9 protein-coding genes are annotated in these 19131 nt (G+C 74.4%); 1 reads left to right on the forward strand and 8 read right to left on the reverse strand.

Annotated features, from left to right (window positions below):
- Positions 1 to 47 precede the first annotated feature (47 nt).
- Entirely contained in the window at positions 48 to 806 is a 759-nt protein-coding gene (locus tag H5965_RS12000) for a FadR/GntR family transcriptional regulator (RefSeq protein WP_310969723.1), read from the forward strand.
- A 43-nt stretch (positions 807 to 849) separates the two neighbouring features.
- Here H5965_RS12000 and H5965_RS12005 read toward each other — a convergent pair whose 3' ends face one another.
- The 8 genes from H5965_RS12005 to H5965_RS12040 form a co-directional block, all read right to left on the reverse strand.
- Complete coding sequence (locus tag H5965_RS12005) at positions 850 to 1227, reverse strand: hypothetical protein (protein WP_310969724.1); 378 nt, start codon at positions 1225 to 1227, stop codon at positions 850 to 852.
- Between the two features lie 77 nt (positions 1228 to 1304).
- Positions 1305 to 2495 carry a glycosyltransferase gene (locus tag H5965_RS12010; protein ID WP_310969725.1) on the reverse strand — a complete coding sequence of 397 codons (1191 nt, stop codon included), beginning with the start codon at positions 2493 to 2495 and terminating at the stop codon, positions 1305 to 1307.
- Entirely contained in the window at positions 2492 to 3949 is a 1458-nt protein-coding gene (locus tag H5965_RS12015; protein ID WP_310970575.1) for a serine hydrolase domain-containing protein, read from the reverse strand. The genes H5965_RS12010 and H5965_RS12015 overlap by 4 nt, the downstream gene beginning before the upstream one ends.
- A 2-nt stretch (positions 3950 to 3951) precedes the next feature.
- The gene (locus tag H5965_RS12020; RefSeq protein ID WP_310969726.1) at positions 3952 to 4632 is read right to left on the reverse strand and encodes a hypothetical protein; all 681 of its coding nucleotides are present in this window, start codon (positions 4630 to 4632) and stop codon (positions 3952 to 3954) included.
- Positions 4629 to 5837: a cytochrome P450 gene (locus tag H5965_RS12025; RefSeq protein ID WP_310969727.1), complete on the reverse strand. Its 1209-nt coding sequence runs from the start codon at positions 5835 to 5837 to the stop codon at positions 4629 to 4631. Before H5965_RS12025 ends, H5965_RS12020 begins: the two co-directional genes overlap by 4 nt.
- A gap of 13 nt (positions 5838 to 5850) precedes the next feature.
- Positions 5851 to 6723, reverse strand: coding sequence for a TauD/TfdA family dioxygenase (locus tag H5965_RS12030; RefSeq protein WP_310969728.1), 873 nt, complete (start codon positions 6721 to 6723; stop codon positions 5851 to 5853).
- A gap of 23 nt (positions 6724 to 6746) precedes the next feature.
- Positions 6747 to 15161, reverse strand: coding sequence for an AMP-binding protein (locus H5965_RS12035; RefSeq protein WP_310969729.1), 8415 nt, complete (start codon positions 15159 to 15161; stop codon positions 6747 to 6749).
- Positions 15158 to 18901, reverse strand: coding sequence for an amino acid adenylation domain-containing protein (locus H5965_RS12040; RefSeq protein ID WP_310969730.1), 3744 nt, complete (start codon positions 18899 to 18901; stop codon positions 15158 to 15160). The genes H5965_RS12035 and H5965_RS12040 overlap by 4 nt, the downstream gene beginning before the upstream one ends.
- Positions 18902 to 19131 lie beyond the last annotated feature (230 nt).

The raw sequence follows: 19131 nt of genomic DNA on the forward strand, positions 1-19131 counted from the left end.
CTTCACCTGCGTACGGCGGAGGTCGGCGCAGTGCGACCGGAGGAACGATGACGGCATCAGACCGGCAACCCGCCGCCCCCGAGTGGGTGCGCCGCCCCGCGAACCTGGCGAGCGCGGTCACCGCCGAACTCGTGGGCCGCGTGGTGCGCGGGATCCACCCGCCCGGCACGTCGCTGCCGGCCGAACCGGTGCTGTGCGAGAGCTTCTCGGTGAGCCGGACCGTCGTCCGCGAGGCGGTGAAGCTGCTGCAGGCGAAGGGCCTGGTCCAAGTCCGTCAGGGCGCGGGCACGGTGGTGAACCCGGCGTCGATGTGGAACATGCTCGACGAACTCGTGCTGGCCGCGGTGATCGCCGAGGACGAGACTTCGGCCGTCCTCGACGACCTGGTGGTGACGCGCCGCCTGCTCGAATCGGACATGGCGCAGGTCGCCGCCCGGACCGCCGGCCCGGAGGTGGTCGCCCGGCTGGGCGAGCTGGTGGACCTCATGGACGAGCTCGTCGACGACCCCGCCGCCTACCGCGAGCAGGACCTCGCCTTCCACGACACGATCATGCAGGTCTCGGGCAACCGGCTGGCCCGGGGTGTGGTGCGGGCGCTGGAGAGCCAGGTCGTGAACACGGCCCGGTACGTGGGGCCGAGCGAGCGGGCTCTGTGCGTGGCGTCGAACAAGGGGCACCGGCGCGTCTACGAACGGATCGCGGCCGGGGATGGGGACGGCGCGGCGCAGGCGATGTTCGACCACATCACCGAGGCCTGGCTGGCGCGCCGTCCCGAATCCGGGGATCCCGGCCGCTTGGAGCGCTGACCGCCGGAGGATTCCCTTGTGGACGGTCAACTTCCGCTGGGGCTCAGGCGTTCAGCCAGTTCGAGCACTGCCAATTGGGTGTCTTCTGGCAGACGCGGAAGATGGTCACCGGGTTGGCCGAGGTGCCCGGGACCTTGGCGCTGCAGCCCGAGCTGCTGCCGTTGGCGTCGTCCACGCCGCTCCCGCCGCCGCTGCGGGTGCGCCACTCCGTGCGGAAGCCGTAGCCGTCGCCGAACGTGTCGCAGGCGTACACGCGGGTGTGGCCGTTCGTCACGCCTCCGTAGCCGCAGCGGATCGCGCCCTGGTAGCTGCAGTTGACGATGTCGGCGTACGCGTCGTGCGCCGACGCGGCCGGGGCCACGGCGACGGTCCCGACGGCGGCGAGCAACGCCGCTCCGGCAAGGGTCAGTAGTTTCGGCACGCTTCCTCCTGCTGTCGGCAACAGTGCGTACCGTCCACTCCGGACGTTCCCGGCCGGTTGAGGCCGGAACCCGGGAATCACCCGTTCGGCCGCACCGCGCCGAGCTCGTCGAGGAGCAACCGGGCTGCCGCCTTGGCCCCGTCGGTGCGGATCCGAGCTCCCAAGGCCGCCGCTCGGGCGCGGGTCTCCGGGGCCAGCGCCGTGTCGAACGCCGCGGCGAGGGACTCGGCCGTCGGGTTCTCGAGGGCCGTGCCGACCCCGTGTGCCGCCACCCGGCTCGCCCAGTACGGGTTGTCCGCCAGCCGGATCGGGACCACCACCTGCGGCACCCCCGCCCGGGCCGCCGTCTGCGTCGTGCCCGCGCCGCCGTGGTGGACCACCGCCGCCAGCCGGCCGAACAGGCGCTGGTGGCTGACGTCGCCGACGGCGAAACAGCCGTCCACGGCCAGGTCGGCCCAGCCGCGCGAGACGAGCACCCGGTATCCGCGGGCCCGGCTGGCCGCCACCGACCAGCGGGCGACCTCCGGTGCCGGGGTGATGCTGCCGAAGCCCACGTAGACCGGCGGCGGCCCGGCCGCCAGGAACTCCTCCAGCCCGGCCGGCAGCGGCCGCTCGTCCGGCAACGTCCACGCGCCGGTCTGGACCACTTCGAGGTCCGGGGTGGCCGCCCCGAGCACCGGGTCCGCCGCCAGCCACGGCCGGTCCGAGTAGACGTGGTCGCGGACGCCGGCCACCGGCGGCAGGCCCAGCGCGGCCCGGTGGGTGTCGAGCGGCTCGCGGAATTGCGCGTCGACCCGCTGGGCGTCCAACGCCCACCGCGCCGGGTTGTCCAGCCCCGGCGGCTCCGGCCAGCCCGGCCGCGGCGGCGGCGCGTGGTGCGGCGACGGCAGGTTGACCGCCGAATACGTCACGTAGACGTAGCGGCGGCCCGCGGCTTCGGCCACCGACCGCGCGGCGACCTGCGCCAAGCCGGCCGCCACCACCGCGTCGCAGTCCTCGGCCGCCTCGGGCAGAACGGCGAACTGCGTCTCGAGCAGCTCGGCGCGGTACCGGGTCAGTTCCGCGGGAGTTGCGCCCATCAACGCCCGCACCGGCGGCCCGATCGGCACCTGCTCGATCCCGAGACCGGCCAGCCGGTCCGCGAACTCCTCGTCCGGCGGGGTGCCCATCCGCACGTCCGCGCCGAGCGCCCGGAGCTCGACCGCGAGGGCCACCAGCGGTTCGACGTCGCCGCGCGTGCCGTACGTCGACAGCAGGACCCGCGTCACCGCGGTGTCCCGGCGTAGAAGCCGACCGGCATCGTGACGTCGGCACTCGCCGCCCCGCACTCCAGCATCCACAGCGCCGCCGCCGGGCCCAGCTCCCGGCCCAGCGCCCCGAGCGCGGCCGGGTCCGGCGCCACCGCGCGGGCCTGCTCCACGCCGCGCCCGAACGCGTCGGCGTCCCAGCCCTCGGTGTCTCCCTCGCCCAGGGAACGCGCGCCGGCGGTCAGCGCCGCCACCGGCAGCGGGCCGGGCACGCCGAGCAGGCCGTGGGTGCGTTCGCCGACCAGGACGCCCATCCAGTGCGAGCTCTCCGGCGTGGGCCGGGGACCGGTCCAGCGCGGCCGCCCGTCCATGTCCGGGAGCTTCGCCGGCGCGCCGGACACCGCCCAGCGGCCCGCCCACTCGACGGCCAGCCCGGGCGCGCTGCGCGTCGCGGGGTTGTGGAACCGGGCCATGTCCCACCGGTTGCCCACCGCGACCGCGGCGAGGTCGCGGTGCGGCCAGACCCGCGCTTCCCACCAGAAGCCCCACGGGAACGCCGCGGTGTGCCCCCACCACCAGTCCTCGCCCAGCGCCGGATCGGCGAGTTCGAGGGTCAGGCCGGAGAACGAGCGGACGCCGTGCGGGCTCGGGCGCTCGACCCGCGGCGCCACCATGGCCGCGAGCGAGTCCGGTCCGACCAGCCCGCGGTCGCCCCGGGCGGTGCGCAGCAGGGATTGCAGCAGCCGCGCGAAATCGGCGGCACTGGTGTGCATCCCGACGCCGGGGGAGGCCGCGGTGCGCAGCGGCGGGCTCGGCACGCACCAGTCGCCGAACGCCGCGTACCCGGTGGCGCCGCCGGGGTTCCCCTCGCCGACGCTCGTGTCGGCCATCCCGGCCGGCGCGAACACTTCCCGGGCGACGCGGGCGGCGTACGGCTCACCGGCCAGGTGCTCGACGACCCCGCCGAGCACGCCGACGCCGAAGCTGGAGTACGAATAGGACCCCGGCGCCGTCACCAGCGGCCGCGTCCCCCCGTACTCGACGGCGCGGCCGGTCTCGTGCCGGCGCCGGACGTAGTCGAGGATCGGCTCGGCCGGCGCGGTCGGCGCGACCGCGGTGACGATGTCGCTGGTGTAGCCGCCCTGGTGGGCGGCCAGCATGGCGGTGGTGACGGGCGCCGCGCCGGGACCGCGCAGTCCCGCGGGCAGCACCTGGTCGACCGGCGTGTCCAGCCCGGCCAGCCCCGCCTCGACGAGCTGCAGGAACGCCAGGCCGGTGACGGGTTTGGTGAGCGAGCCCGCCGGCGCGACCGTCCCGGCGGTCATCGGCGTGCGTGCGGCCAGGTCCGCGAACCCGGTCGCGGCCGTCCGCAGGTCGTCGCTGGTCGCCACCGCGACGGCGACGCCGGGCGTGCCGGTGACCGCGGCCAGCCGGGGCAGGACGGTGTCCAGCGCCGCCATCACGTCGTCGAGCATGCTCATCCCTCGGTGGTGTTGTAGTTGACGATCCGCGCCACCATCAGGGCGCGCGCCCCGGCCAGGGGGCTGTCCGCGTCCCGCCGCGCGACGTCCGGCAGCCGGTGGGCCTGGTCCGCGGTGACCGCCACCATGCCCCAGAGCGCGTTGAAGCCCGACGGGTCGGCCGGCTTCTCCGCGGCGGCCTCGACGGTCACGACGCCGTCCCCGCCGGCCACCGCCAGCGCGCCCATCTGCCGCAGCACCACGGGATCCCGCTCTTCGGCGGCCACCACGCTCCAGCCCGCGACGTCCGTCTGCCGCAGCGCGCCGAGCAGGCTGTCCACGCTGCTGACGACGATGTCGGGCAGCACCAGCGCCACCGGCCCGCACGTCAGCGGCAGGGCGCACCGGATCGCCCCGTCGAGCCCCGGCGCGGCCACGTCGTCCTGGTAGACGAAGACCAGCTGGAAGGTCCCGGCGTAGCGCGCCAGGTACTTCACGGTGTCCAGCTTGTGCGGGCCGATCACGACGACCACGCGCACGCCGAGCCCGCTCTTCACCAGCTCCACCACGGCCTCCAGGCTGCGGTCGAGCACGGTGACCCCGGGCGCCAGGCAGTGCAGTTCCTTCGCGTACGGCGCGCCGAACCGCGTTCCCAGCCCGGCGCACGGCAGGATGACCGAAACGTCCGGGGCGTTCACCGCAGCCGCACCTCCACGGCGACCCGGTGCCGGGCCCGCGGCAGCGGCACCCACGCCTCTTCCCCGATCGGCTCGACGTCCGGGAAGCGCTCGAACAAGCTCCGCAACGCGACCTCCGCCTCCAGCTTCGCCAGCGCCACGCCGAGGCAGAAGTGCGGCCCCCAGCCGAATCCGACGTTCCCTTCCCGGCCCCCGTGCTCGGCCTGCCACCGCACGTCCGCGGCGTGCGGGTACGCGAACTGGGCCGGGTCCCGGTTGGCGGCGCCGAGCACCGCCTGCACCGCGTCCCCCGCCTTGATCCGCACGCCACCGACCTCCAGATCGGTCGCCGCGTACCGCAAGCGGGCCAGCTGGACCGGGCCGTCCGTGCGGACCAGCTCGCGCACCGCCGCCGGCCACAGCTCCGGCTCGCCGCGCAGCAGCTCCCGCTGGGCGGGGTCGCGCATCAGCGCGAGCGCCGCGTTGGCCAGCATGTTCGCCATCGTCTCGTGACCGGCCAGCACCAGGAACACGACCAGGGCCACCGCGTCGACGTCGGTCAGGTCGTCCTGGGCGACGATCTCGCTGAGCAGGTCGTCCCGCGGCTCGGCGCGGCGGCGGTCCACCAGGTCGTGGCAGTAGGCGAACATCGCGGTCAGCGTCGGCGTGATCGACGCCGGGTCGCCGTCGACGAGGACCTTGCCCCAGCGCCACCAGTCCGCCCAGTCCCTCTCGGGCACCCCGACCAGTTCGCACACCACCGCCATGGCCAGCGGGTAGGCGTACTCGTCGAGCAGGTTCGCCGTCTCGCCGAGCCCGTCGAGCAGTTCGCCGGCGATCTGCTGCACCCGCGGGCGCAGCGTGGCGACCCGCGCCGCGCCGAACGCGTGGCTGATGCTGCGCCGCAGCCGCGTGTGTTCGGCGCCGTCGAGGCTCAGCAGGCTCGCGCGCAGGTACGGCAGGTGTTCCCGCGGCGTGCCCAGCGCGAGGAACGTCTCCTCCTGCGTCTGCGCACCCTGACCCGGCAGACCCGCCGGGTCGTTGCGCACGGCCGGATCCGCCAGCACGGCCCGGACTTCGGCGCTACCGGTCACCAGCCAGCCCTCTTCGCCGTTCGGCAGGCGGGCCCGGCAGACCGGTGCCGCGGCGAGGATGCGGTCGTAACCGCGCATCGGGTCGTCGAGGACGGCCGGATCGCGCACGTCCACCACGGGTTCGGACGACATCGAGAGCTCCCTCTCAGCCTTTGAGCGGGCCGCCGTTGATGGCGACGCGGTGGCCGAAGCGGGTGTGCGGGTAGTAGTCGTAGGTCGCGTGGTGCTGGACGCAGCGGTTGTCCCAGAACACCAGCGTGTCCGGCTCCCACCGCACCCGGCAGGCGAGCATCGGCCGGTTCGGCACGACCGAGAACAGCAGGTCGAGCACGGCCTGGCTCTCGTCGGCCGACAGCTGCGGGATGCGCGAGGTGTAGGCCGGGTTGACGTACAGCAGCGGCCGGTCGGTTTCCGGGTGCCGCACGACGACCGGGTGCTCGCTCACCGGCGGCTCGTAGCCGTCCGGGATCTTGTGGCCGCGGAAGGCGTGCGCGCCGTCGTGGATCGCGGTCAGCCTGGTCAGGAGTTCCTTGAGCTTCGGCGACAGCATGTCGTAGGCCAGGTGCATGTTCGCGAACAGCGTGTCGCCGCCGCTGCCCGGCTCGGGCATCCGCGTGATGTGGAGCATCGAGCCCAGGGACGGCTCTTCGTCGGCCGTGCCGTCGGCGTGCCAGCCGTTGCCGAAGACGGTGGCCGACTCCGGCGCGGTCGCGACCTCGAGGATGTACGGGTCACCGTGCTCGGGCGGCGGGTTGACCGGGCGCAGCTCGCCGAAGGCCGCGGCGAGGCGCTTGTGGTCCTCGACCGAGATGTCCTGGTCGCGGAACACCAGGACGTGGTGGTCCAGGAAGGCCGTCTTCAGCTCGGTGAGCTGCTCGTCGGTGAGTTCACGGGTCAGGTCGAGGCCGGTGACCTCGGCGCCGATGACCGGGGTCAGGCCCCGCACCGCCAGGGTCCGGTAGGCACGCGCCGGCCGCGTGGTGATCCGCTTGACGGCGTCGAGTTCGTACTGCTCCATGGTTTCCTTTCCTCCGGTGGGTCTCACCGTTCGATGGCGGCGGCCACCGCGGTGACGTGCGGGGCGCGCACGATGCCGTAGTGGGTGGCGGGCAGTTCGTGCCAGTGGCTCGGTTCGGGCAGCAGGTCCCGCCAGCCGTCCCGGCTCGCCACCGGCAGGCCGGGCTCGGGTTCGGTGGCGAGCCAGACGTGGCTGGGCGTGGCGGCCAGGCGGGGCAGGGCGTGCCCGGTCATGCTGCGCAGGTTGGCCCGGGTGGCGCGGGCGAGCTTGCGCGCGTGTTCGCCCGCGGCGCCGCCGAGTTCGCGCTCGAACACCGTCTCCAGCTGGGTGTCGTCGTAGTCGGCGGCGCTCGCGCCGGGCGGCGGCGGGTCGATGAGGTGCAGGGCCCGCACCGGCTGCCCGGCCGCTTCGGCTTCGGCGGCCATGCCGGCCGCGACCCAGCCGCCGAACGACCACCCGGCCAGCTGTTTGCTCCGGCCGGGGAAGCGCCGTTCGAGGGCCTCGTGGTAGCGGCGGGCCCGGTCCGGGATGGACCACCCCGGCGGTTCGGGCCGGCTCAGCGCGGGGTCGGCGATCACGCAGACGCCGAGTCCGGGCGGCAGCGCCTCGACGAGCGGGCGGTACGCGTGGACGTCCCCGCCGATCGGGTGCACGAGGCAGACGACCTCGGCCGTCGTCCCTTCGCGCCACACCTGGACGACGACTTCGCCGGTGTCGGCGGCCCGGCCCAGCTCGGCCAGCAACCCCGCCATGGTGACCTCCGGGCCGAGCCAGGCGAGATCGAGGTCGACGCCGTAGAGGCGTTTCACCGACTCGACCACGTCCAGCAGGGTGAGGGAGTCGGCGCCGAGGTCGTAGAGCGGGACGTCCGGATCGAGCTCGGCGACGCCCAGAAGGGCGCGGACTTCCTCGGTCAGGTCCGCCCCGGCCGGGTTCGCCGCCGCCGGCGGGGCTTCGCGCTCGTGGAACGTTTTGGCGGTCTCGAGGCCGGTCGTGGCCACCAGGACCTGCGGGAGGCCGGTCGCCAGCGCGCGGGCAAAGGTGCGCCGGCCTTCGTCGTCGCTCAGGCCGACAGCCAGGTGGGCCTGGTGCCGGGCGTCGGTTTCCAGGGCGGTGACGGCCATGCCGCTGTCGCGCCAGACGTCCCAGCCGATGGCGAGCCGGGCGGTCGGGCCCTCCCGGTGGGCGAGCGCGTCGAGGAAGCCGTTGGCGGCGGCGTAGTCGAGCTGGCCGGTGCCGCCGAACTGGGCGGACAGCGAAGAGCAGTAGACGGCGAAGGCCGGCTGGTCGCGTTCGATGAGCGCTTCCACGAGGAGGGCGCCGGCGAGCTTGACGTCCTGGGTGCCTTCGCCGCGGGTGGCGATCAGGCGGCCGGCCGGCGTCCCGGCGGCGTGCACGATCCCGGCCAGCGGGCCGTCGATCGCGTCGGCGGTGATCTTCGTGAGATCGGCGGCGAGCAGGTCGACGCGGTCGGCCCACGGTGCGAGGGCCTCGGGCAGGTACGGGTGGCGGGCGAGCAGGACGACCCGGCCGGTCGAGCGGGTCAGCAGCTCTTCGGCGACCGCGGTGCCGATGCCGCCCGTGCCGCCGAGAACGAGGAATCTGCCGTCTATTGTGGACAATTCGGGGGCCTCGACGGGAGCGGTTCCTTGCCGCCACCAGAACCCGTTCCGGAGGATCACGCGCTCGGGCGGGGTCGGCCCGGTGAGGAGGTCGGCGATCCGGTCCAGGTCGGGGCCTTCCAGATCGACCCAGTGGCCGGGGACGCCGGTCTCCTGCGGCCCGACGGCGGTGATGCCGGCGAGCAGCCCGGCTTCGGGGCGCGTTGCCGGGCCGCCGTGCGAGACCCACCACGTCCTCAATAGACGGTCGTGGGCGGCGCGGAGGAGGGCGGCGGGGGTGTCGAGGCAAGCCCATCGGGCGTGGTCGAGGGACTTTTCCCCGACCGGGCCGGTGATGCCGAGCGGGAGGGTGTGGAGCCAGTCGATTTCCCGGTCCGGCAGGGCGTCGAGGACTTGCCGGAGCTGCGCGGTGTCGGCCGGGTCGGCTTCGAAGGCGTCGGGGCCGAGGCGGGCGAAGTGGCCGGCCGCGTGGACGCGCATGACGCGGGGGTAGGCGGCGTCGAGGGCGGGCGCGGTGAGGGGGCCTTCGCCGGAGATGACGAGAACGCGGCCGGTCGTGGTGGCGGCGGTCGCCCGGCGCAGGCGGATCCAGGTGGGCTGGTGCAGCCAACCGGCTTCGGGCAGCCGGGTGGCGGTGCGCCGCGGGAAGTCGAAGGGTGCGGTGTCGAACGCGGGTGGTGGGAAGTCCCACGGCGCGGGGGCGGGGGAGTGACCCCAGCCGACGGGGGTGCCGGCCAGCCACGCGGCGGCCGGCCCGGCGGCGGGCGTGGTGCCCGCCGGCTCGGTCACCTCCCGCGGCTCGGCCGTGCGCAGCCACTCGACCGCCGCGGCCGCGTTCTCGCAGGCCGCCGCCATCCGCCAGCGACCCGCCGGGCGACCGGACTGCAGGTGCCGCAACACGTCCACATAGGACTCCGGGTGCGCCGCCAGGTACTCCGCCACCCGGGCGGCCTCCAGCTTCAGGGCCGGGGCGCTGCGGGCCGAAAGCACCAGGCACCGCACCGGGTCCCGCCGCGCCGGCGACCCGGGCCGGACCGGCTCCAGGACGACGTGCGCGTTCGTCCCGCCGATGCCGAAGCTGCTCACCCCGGCCACCCGCGGACCCGCGGGCCACGGCTCCGCCGACGTCGGCACCCGGAACGGCCCCAGCTCCAGCGCCGGGTTGGGGGCCCGGAAGTCCACCGTCGGCGGCAGGACGCCGTGGTGCAGCGACAGCACCGCGCGGACCAGCCCCACCACCCCGGCCGCCGCGCCGAGGTGGCCGATCTGGCTCTTCACCGACGAAATCGCGCACGCCGAAGCCTCGGGCATCGCCTCGCGCAGCGCCGCCACCTCGATCGGGTCGCCCAGGCGGGTGCCCGTTCCGTGCGTCTCCACGTACCCGACGTCCGCCCCCGTGCGCCCGGCTCGCTCCAGGGCCGCGCGGATCGCCGCGCGCTGCCCGGCCGGGGACGGTGCGCTGTAGCCCTGCTTGACCGCGCCGTCGTTGGTCACGGCCGAGCCGGTGACCACCGCATACACCGGGTCGCCGTCGCGGCGGGCCGCCGACAGCGGCTTCAGGACCACGACGCCGACGCCGCTGCCCCCCACCGTTCCGGCCGCGTCGTCGCTGAACGGGCGGCAGTGCCCGTCCGGCGAGAAGATGTGCTGCGGCCGGTACCGGTAGCCCTCGGCCAGGGTGAGGTCGACGAGCACGCCGCCCGCCAGCATCACCTCCGCCTCGCCGCCGCGCAGCATCGCGGCCGCCTGGTGGACCGCCACCAGCGAACTCGAGCACGCCGTCTGGGTCGTCAGCGCGGGACCCGTCAGGTCCAGGTGGTACGCGACCTTCGTCGCCAGGAAGTCCTTCTCGTGGTGCAGGGCCAACTGGAAGCCGTCCGGCAGGGCCGCCGGGTCGGCTTCGCGCAGCATCTGCTGGAAGTACGTGCTCTCGCCGCAGCCCGCGATCAGGCCGACGCCGGCTCCCGCGGTGATTCCGGCGTGCGCCAACGCCTCCACGCACGTCATCAGCAGCTGCCGCTGCTGCGGGTCCATCAGGGCCGCGTCACGGTGGCTGACGCCGAAGTAACCGGGGTCGAACGCCAGCGGGTCGGCCAGAAGGCTGCGTGCTCCGACCAGGCCGTCCGCCGCCGGGAACTCCTCGATCCCGCGGCGGCCCGACACGACCAGGTCCCAGAACTCCGCCAGGTTCCGGGCACCCGGCAGCCGGACCGCCATGCCGATCACGGCCACCGGCTCGTCGGCCGCGGGCCGGGACGACGCAGTGGCCGCGGCCGGGCCGCTCGCCAGGTGCCGCGTGAGGTCCCGCAGCGTGACGTGCTCGAAGAGGTCCGCCACGGTGAACCGGTACCCGGCTTCCGCGCAGCGCAGGTGGAACCGCATCAGCGCCAGCGAACCGGCGCCGGCGGCGAAGAAGGTCTCGTCCGGGCCGATCGGCGTCCCGGTCACCTCTTCGAACAGCGCCGCCAGCTCGCTCGACGGCCGGTCCGCCGTCCGGTGCAGGTCCGTTCCGGGCGCCGAAGAAGCGGCGTCCCGGTCGAGCTTCCCGCTCGGCGTGCGCGGCAGGACGTCGACGACCCGGAAGCGGTCCACCCGCGCGTGCGGCGGCAGCAGCGGCACCAGGAAGTCCGCCAGTTCCGCGGCCGACGGCGTCCGGCGGCACTCCAGGAACGCGGTCAGCCGGTCACCCTGGACCGTGACGACCGCGTTGACGACGTCCGGGTGCCGCAGCAGCGCGGCTTCGACCTGCCCGAGTTCGAGGCGGTGGCCGCTGACCTTGACCTGCCGGTCGGCCCGGCCGTCGAAGTGCAGCAGCCCGGCGCGGTCGAAGTGCGCGAGGTCGCCGCTGCGGTAGTACAGCTCCGGCAGCTCGGCGAACTTCTCCGGCGCCGCGTCGCCGAGGTAGCAGCGGTTCGCCGCGAGCCCGCCGATGAGCAGCTCGCCGACCTGTCCCGGCGGCAGCGGGGCGCCCGCGGCGTCGGCGACGCGCAGGACCGCGTTCGCGACCGGGCGGCCGATGGCGGGCCGCTCGGGCCACGAAGCCGGATCGCCGTCGAGGGTCAGCGCGCTGACGACGTGGGTCTCGGTCGGCCCGTAGTGGTTGTGCAGGCGTGCGCCGGGCAGCCCGGCGAACCACCGGCGGATCGCCGGCGTGCACACCAGCTGCTCGCCGGCGGTGAGCACGTCCCGCAGCCGCGCGGGGTACCGCCCGAGCCGGACGCCGTGCTCGGCGAGCAGCTGCAGAGCGACGTACGGCAGGAAGATCCGCTCGATCCCCGCGGTGTCGAGCTGCGCCAGCAGCGCCGGGACGTCGTGCCGCCACTCCGGGCGGATCAGGTGCAGCCGGCCGCCGCCGCAGAGCGTCGTGAAGATCTCCTGGAACGACACGTCGAACGACAGCATCGAGAACTGCTGGGTCGTCGCGGGGGGCGCGTCCTGCCACTGCAGCAGGTTGGCCAGCGTGCGGTCCGGCACGCGCACGCCCTTCGGCACGCCGGTCGAGCCCGAGGTGAACAGCGTGTAGAGCGGCCGTCCGGCGTGCCGGGCCGGGACGTCCGGCACCGGGCCGCCGGTGAGCGTGACGAACCGCCGCTCGACGTCCGTGTCGAAGGTTTCCCCCGGCGCGAGCAGGACACACCGCGGCCGGACGCGGTCGAGCATGGCGCGCAGCAGCTCCGGCGGGTACGCCGGATCCAGCGGCACCGCGGTGATGTTCAGCCGGGCGAGCGCCAGCAGCGCGACGACGTGCTCGGCCGACGGCCGGAAGTACAGCGCGATGTCGGTGGCGTCCGCGGGCAGGGTGGCGGCGAGCCGGGCCGCGTGCGCGTCCAGTTCGGCGTAGGTCAAGGTCGTGTCGCCGGTCAGCGCCGGGGCGTCGGGCGTCCGCGCGACCTGGCGTGCGAAGCCTTCGGCGATGGTTTCCCACGTCAGGCCGGTGTCGGCGCCGCGGCCGTGGTCAGGACGGTCCGGCGTCCGCGCGTCACCGTGCAGGGCGCGATCGAAGACGTCGCCGAGGGCCGTCACCTCGGCCTCGGTGAAGTGGCCTTCCCCGTACTCCCACAGGCAGTCGAACCCGTCCGGCCGTTCCACGACCGACAGCGTGAGCGCGCACTTCGCCTCGGCCGCCTCGATCCACTGTGGACTGATCGCGCAGCCGGGGAGGCGCAGCGCTTCGAAGTCCGTGTTCTCCAGGACGAACAGATAGTCGAAGGCCGCGTAGCCGGGATCGAGGTCGGCGAACGCGACGTCCTGGTGGTCCAGGGCCGCGGCCGCCGCGGCGCCGAGCCGGCGGAGCTGGGTGTCCGGGTCCTCGTCCGGGACCACGGCCAGGGGCACCCGGACGGTGTTGGCGAACATCCCGACGCTGTCTTCGAAGGCCCGCACCGGCCGGTTCGCCACCGGCGCGGCGATCCGCGGCCGGGTCCGCCCGGTCACCGCGTAGAGGCTCCACGCGAACACGCCCAGCAGCAGCTGGAACCGCGTCAGGCCCAGCTCGGCGGCCCAGGCGTCGACGCGCTCGCGGTCGATGCGGGTCGTGTGCAGCCGTCCGGCCAGGGACGCCGCGCCGAGGGGTTCGGCGTCGTCGGACCGCTCGATCAGCCGGTCGCGATAGCCGGGGGAGGCGAACCAGCGGGACTGCCAGGCGGCGAAGTCGAGGGGCGTGTGCGCGTCTCGCGGCGGGGCGCCGGACAGCTCCCGGAACAGGATGTTGAGCGACCAGCCGTCGACCGCGATGTGGTGCAGGCACAGCAGGAACGTGCCGTCGGGACGCCAGGCCGCGCGCAGCAGCCGGCCCGAAGCGAGGTCGAAGGGCGCGGTGAAGAAGTCGTCGGAAGGCTCGGTCCACGGGTCGTACGCCGGTTTCGTCACCTGCCGCAGGCCGGCGGAGGTGGCCTCGAACGCGGTGCGCAGCGCCGGGTGCCGCTCGACCAGCCCGCGCACGTCCCGGCGCAACGCCTCGAGGTCCGGCTCACCGGTGATCCGGAAGGCGAGCGGCACGTGGTACGCCGTGGACGCGGGATTGCGGTGCTGCACCAGCCAAAGCCGCTGCTGTTCGCTGGTGGCGGGGGCGACGGTGGCGGTGGTCGGGGCCCCCGGATCCGGGTAGGCCGCGCGACCCGCCCCCGAGATCGCCGCGGCGAGATCGGCGAAGGTGCCGCGTTGGACGACCGACGGCGGCAGGTCCGTGCCCCAGCGTTCCCGGATGGCGAACCGCAGCCGCAACGCCTTGAGCGAGTCGCCTCCGGACCGCAGCCACGTGTCGCCGGGAAGCAGCTCCGGGACACCGAGGACGGCCGACACGACGTCGAGGACTTCGCGTTCCCACGCCGTCGCGTCGCCGCCGGTGTCCGGCCGCCACGCGGGGAAGCCACCGGCCAGGAGCGCGGTCTCGTCGACCTTGCCGTTCGCGTTCCGCGGCAGCTCGTCGACGCGGAAGACGTGGTGCGGCCGCATGTAAGCCGGGACCGTCTCGGCCAGGTGCGCTTCGAACGCGTCGAAGGACAGGTCGCCGGCCACGACGAAGGCGAGCAGTTCGGCGGTGGCCGCGCGGCGCACGGCCACGTGGGCCTGCCGGATCCGCGGGTGCGAGAGGAGGCGCTGCTCCAGCTCGCCCGGCTCGATCCGGAACCCGCGGACCTTGACCTGGCGGTCGGTGCGCCCGACGTAGGCGTAGCGCCCGCCCGGGAGCACGCGGACGAGGTCGCCGGTGCGGTAGAACCGCGCGCGGCCCTCGTCCAGCCACGGCAGCCGGACGAACCGCTGCCCGGTCTCCGCGGGCAGCCCGCGGTAGCCGAGGGCGACACCGGCGCCGGAGAGGTACAGCTCGGCGACTTCGCCTTCGGTGGCCACTCGCTCGTCCGGCGGCTCGTCCGTTTTGACGACTGCCACCGCGCCGGTGCCCGGCAGCGGGCGGCCGATCGGCACCACGTCGCCGTCGAAGCCGCGCGGGATCGGGTAGCTGAGCGCGAACGTCGTCGTCTCGGTCGGGCCGTAGCCGTTCTGCAGCCGCGTCGGCGAGTCCGGGTTGGCCCGGTACCAGCGGCGGATCAGCGGGGCGTTGAGCTGCTCGCCGCCGATGACGACCCGGCGCACGGTCGCGAAGCTGCCCGGCACGGTTTCGGCGACCGCGTTGAACAGGGTCGCGGTGACGAACATCGTGTCGATGCGCTCCCGGACGAGCGCGTCGGCGAACGCCTGCGGGTCGCGCACGGTTTCGTCGTCGAGGATCACGCACGTGCCGCCGGTCAACAGGGGCACCCACACCTCGAAGCTGAGCGCGTCGAACGCGGGGTTGGCCAGGCAGGCGAACCGCGTGCCGATCTCGAGCCAGCCGGGCTCGGCCAGCCGCAGGATCCCGGCGTCGCGGACCTCGACGCCCTTGGGCCGCCCGGTCGTACCGGAGGTGGCGAAGAGGAACGACGCCGGCGCCGGTTCGGCGGGCACACCCACTTCTGCGGCTTCGGCCAGCAACTCGGCCGGGGGGATGCCGGGCGGTTCGTCGCCGACCACGATCGCAGCGCCCGCGTCGGCGAGGATGACCTCCCGGCGCGCGGGCGGGCTCAGCCGGTCGAGCGGGACCACCTGGCCGCCGAGGCGCAGCACGCCCAGCATGACCTGGACCAGCTCCGCCGAGCGCGGCAGGCTGACGGCGACCGCGTCGCCCGGGCGGATTCCCCGGCGGGACAGCGACTCCGCGACGGCGGCGGCCCCCGCGTTCAGCTCGGCGTAGGTGAGACGGCGGTCGCCGTCGGACACGGCGAGGGCGTCCGGGTGCCGCAGGGCCCGGTCGTGGACGCGGCGGGCGATCGAGGTCATCGGGCCGCCAGCTCGGCCGTGATCAGCTTCGCGACCAGCGGTAACGCGTCGCTCTCCAGCATGTCCCAGTGGCCGCAGTCCGCGGGGACCACCTCGAATGCGCCGCGGGCGCGGCGGCGCCAGAACTCGGCGCTGCCGGGGACCGGGTCCTCGCCGACGGCCTGCACGAAGAGCACGCGCGCGGCGGTTTCGCCGGGGTCGTGTTCGCGCGCGGTCAGCCGGTTGTGGTTGTACGTGCGGTGGTAGCGCTCGATCTGCGCGTCCTCGATCCCGGGGTACATCCCGTTGAAGCGGACCAGTTTCTCGCGGAACTCGGCCGCGGGCACCGGTTCGATCGCCGCCTTCGCGGCCGGGTCGTCGGTGGCGGTCGTGTCGAGCAGGACGACGCTGGCGCGCTCGCCGAGCCGGCGGCCCATCTCGTAGGCGATCAGCCCGCCGTAGGAGAGTCCACAAAGGACCAATTTTTCCTCCGGCCGCGGGTCGACGAGCCGCAGGTACTCTTCGGCCATCGCTTCGACGCTCGGCAGCGGCTCCTCCCCGGCGTTGAGCCCGGGGGACTGGATGCCGACGACACCGGCGTCATCGGGCAGCAGCCCGCTCAGCGGCAGGTAGCAGAACGCCGTGCCGCCCGCCGGGTGCACGCAGACGACCCGGGCCGGGCCCGTGCCGCGGCGGAACTCGATCAGGCTGCCGGTCTCCGGTGGGCGGTCCGCGCGCAGCAGCGCGGCTTGCGCCTCGATGGTCGGGTGCAGGATGACGTCCCGGATCGGCAGCTCCCGGCCGAACTCCGCGCCGATCGCGTGGGCCAGCTTGATCGCCGAGATCGACGTGCCGCCGACGTCGAAGAAATCGTCCGAGACGCCGATCGCCGGGTGCACCAGCAGGTCCCGCCAGATCCGCAGCAGCGCGAGTTCGGCGTGGTCGCGCGGAGCGGTGGTGTTCACCGCGGCGGGGGCGCTCGTGCGGGCACGCGCCAGGACGGCGTCGCGGTCGAGCTTGCCGCTGCGGCTCAGCGGCAGCCGGTCGAACTCGGCGAACACCGACGGGATCATGTAGTCCGGCAACCGCCCGGCCAGCGCGGCCCGCCATTCGTGCGGTGTCCGGCCGGCGCCCGCGACACCGGCGACGAGCCGCGGCTCGCCTTCGCGGTCCACCAGCACGGCGGCTTCCTGCACCCCGGGCACGGCGAGCAGCGCGGCCGTCACCTCGCCGGGCTCGATGCGGAAGCCGCGCAGCTTGATCTGGTCGTCGCGGCGGCCGGCGTATTCGGCTTCACCGCTCGGGAGCCACCTCGCCAGGTCCCCGGTCCGGTACATCCGCTCGCCGGGCATGAACGGGTCCGCGACGAACCGTTCGGCGGTCAGGTCGGGCCGGTGCAGGTAGCCGCGGGCCAGGCAGTCGCCGGCCAGGAAGACCTCGCCGACGACGCCGGGCGGCACCGGGCGCAGCCGCTCGTCCAGGAGGTACAGCCGCGAGCCGGGCAGCGGCCGTCCGATCGGGGCCGGGCGGTCGCGCGGCTGCGGGTCGACGTGCGCGGTGGCGTAGAGCGTGGCTTCGGTCGGTCCGTAGCCGAAACAGATCCGCAGGCCGGGCCGGGCGGCCGCGAACCGGGCGAGGGCGGCCTCCGGCAGCGGTTCGACGCCGGTCAGCAGCTGCCGCAGCGCGAGCCCCTGCAGGCGCGCGGGGTCTTCGTCGGCCCACCGGACGTAGGCGGGCGGCAGGAAGGCCTGGACCACCCGGTGCTCCCGCAGCCAGGCCATCAGGGCGGCCGGGTCGGGCCGGACGTCCTCGGGCACGACGTGCAGCACGGCACCGGTGGTCAGGGGCAGCAGTAGTTCGTGCACCGAGGCGTCGAAGCCGATGCTCGACCACGCCGACGTCGCTTCGCCGGGTGTCGCGCCGAAGCGGTCCAGCCATTGGTCGAACAGGGCGAGGACGCTGTGGTGGGTGACCTCGACCCCCTTGGGACGCCCGGTGGACCCCGACGTGTAGATCACGTACGCGGTGTCGCCGGGCTCGGTTCCCGCCGGTCTGCGGGTTTCGTCGCCGTCCAGGGGGAGGTCCTCGTCGAGGACCAGCACCGGGCACGCGTCCTCGATCATCGCCGCGCGCCGGGCGGCCGGCTGGGCGGGGTCGAGCGGGAGGTAGGCGGCCCCGGTCTTCAGCACGCCCAGCACGGCGGTGACCAGGTCCCTCGACCGTCCACTGAGGACACCGACCACCCGTCCACGGCCGGCCCCGCGGGCCCGCAGCGCGTTCGCCAGTTTCGTGCTGCGGCGGTCCAGCTCGCCGTAGGTGCAGGTCCGGCCGTCGCAGACGAGCGCGGGGGCGTCCGGGGTGGTGTCGGCGTGCGCGGTGAACCGCTCGACGAGCCCGCCGGGCCGCCGGTTCGGCCGCGGACCGGTGCTCCAGGAGGTGAGGATCTCGCGGCGTTCGGCGTCGTCGAGGAGTTCGTAGGTGGTGATTTCCGCGTCCGGCCGCGTGGCCAGCTGGTCCAGCAGCCGCACGAGGTAGCGGGCGTACCGCTCGGCGGTGGCGTGGTCGAAGAGGGCGACGGCGTAGTCGAGGTGGCCCTCGACGTCACCGGCTTCGTGCGCCAGGCCGAGGGCCAGGTCGAACTTCGCGGGAGCGTGCTCGACGTCGAGGGGCGCGACGGCCACGCCGGGCAGTTCGAGGAGGTCGTGCTGGGTGGGCACCCAGGCGAACATCGTCTGGAACAGCGGGGTGTGCGCCGGGCTGCGTGGCGGGTTGACCAGCTCGACGACCCGTTCGAAGGGCAGCTCGGCGTGGTCGATGGCGCCCCGCAGGGCCGCGCGGACCTCCGTGAGCAGGGTGGTGCCGGTCCGTGAGCCGGACAGGTCGGCGCGCACGGCCAGGGTGTTGACGAAGAAGCCGAGCGTGTGCTCGCCGGCGTCGTCCCGGTTGGCGGTGGGGACGCCGACAACGATGTCAGTTTGCGCGGAAAGTCGGGATAGCAGCAGGTACCAGCAGGTCAGGATGGTGGAGTAGAGGGTGACGCCGTGCTCGCGCGCCAGGGTCTTCAGCCGCGCGGTGAGCTCCGGCCCGAGCTTCACCGGCACCCGTGCGCCCCGGAAGTCCTGCCGGGCGGGCCGCGGCCGGTCGGCGGGCAGTTCCAGCACCGGGGGGACGCCGTCGAGCCGGTCCCGCCAGTAGTCCTCGTGCCGCGACGGGCCGTCACCGGCCAGCCAGTCTTGTTGCGCCCGCGCGTGGTCGCGGTAGGGCCGTGCGGGCGGCAGGGCGGCTTCGGTACCGCTGAGTCCGGCGGCGTAGAGGAGGCCGAGTTCGCGCAGGAGGAGGGTCCGCGACCAGCCGTCGAAGACGGCGTGGTGGACGGTGATCAGGAGAACGTGGTCGCCATCGGACCCCACCAGCAGCCGGGCCCGGGCCAGCGGCGCCCGCGTCAGGTCGAACGCGTCCAGCGCCTCGGCCCGGCGCAGCTCAGCCGCTTCCTCCGGCCGTCCGGAGACATCGTTGACAAGGCACGCGAACCCGACATCCTCGACCACCTGCACCGGCCGCCCGTCCTCGACGACGAACCGGGTCCGCAACGCCTCGTGCCGCTCGGCGAGAGCATCGAACGCCCGCTGCAGCGCTTCTCGATCCACCGGCCCGCGCAACGCGAACGCCATCGTCTCGTTGTAGGCCGCTCCGGCCCCGTCCAGCTGGGAAACGGTCCAAAGGCGCTGCTGGCCGGACGACAGCGGGGCGGACACGCGCATGGAGGGCCTTTCCGGTGGGGGGCGGGCGAGCCTGCGCCGTCGCAGCCGCGTTGGGGAAACGCTCTCTGTCTTCCGCGCCAGTTAACACCACACCATCGGGTGGTGCCAAAAGTCTGCCCGGAAGTCCCTGCGCGAGTGGGTAAAGCGTCAGCCCCGGAGCAGCTCGTCGACGGCCGTCGCCTCGCGGCTCTTGAGCGCCGTGTAGCTGTCCAAGGCTCGTCCGGCGTGGC

Source organism: Amycolatopsis sp. 505, assembly GCF_031625235.1.
Lineage (GTDB): Bacteria > Actinomycetota > Actinomycetes > Mycobacteriales > Pseudonocardiaceae > Amycolatopsis.

Excerpts from the sequence above, each read along its gene's own strand:
- H5965_RS12040 (WP_310969730.1), bottom strand. The coding sequence starts at position 18,901 with ATGCGCGTGTCCGCCCCGCTGTCGTCCGGCCAGCAGCGCCTTTGGACC.
- H5965_RS12015 (WP_310970575.1), bottom strand. The coding sequence starts at position 3,949 with ATGCTCGACGACGTGATGGCGGCGCTGGACACCGTCCTGCCCCGGCTG.
- H5965_RS12025 (WP_310969727.1), bottom strand. The coding sequence starts at position 5,837 with ATGTCGTCCGAACCCGTGGTGGACGTGCGCGATCCGGCCGTCCTCGAC.
- H5965_RS12035 (WP_310969729.1), bottom strand. The coding sequence starts at position 15,161 with ATGACCTCGATCGCCCGCCGCGTCCACGACCGGGCCCTGCGGCACCCG.
- H5965_RS12030 (WP_310969728.1), bottom strand. The coding sequence starts at position 6,723 with ATGGAGCAGTACGAACTCGACGCCGTCAAGCGGATCACCACGCGGCCG.
- H5965_RS12000 (WP_310969723.1), top strand. The coding sequence starts at position 48 with ATGACGGCATCAGACCGGCAACCCGCCGCCCCCGAGTGGGTGCGCCGC.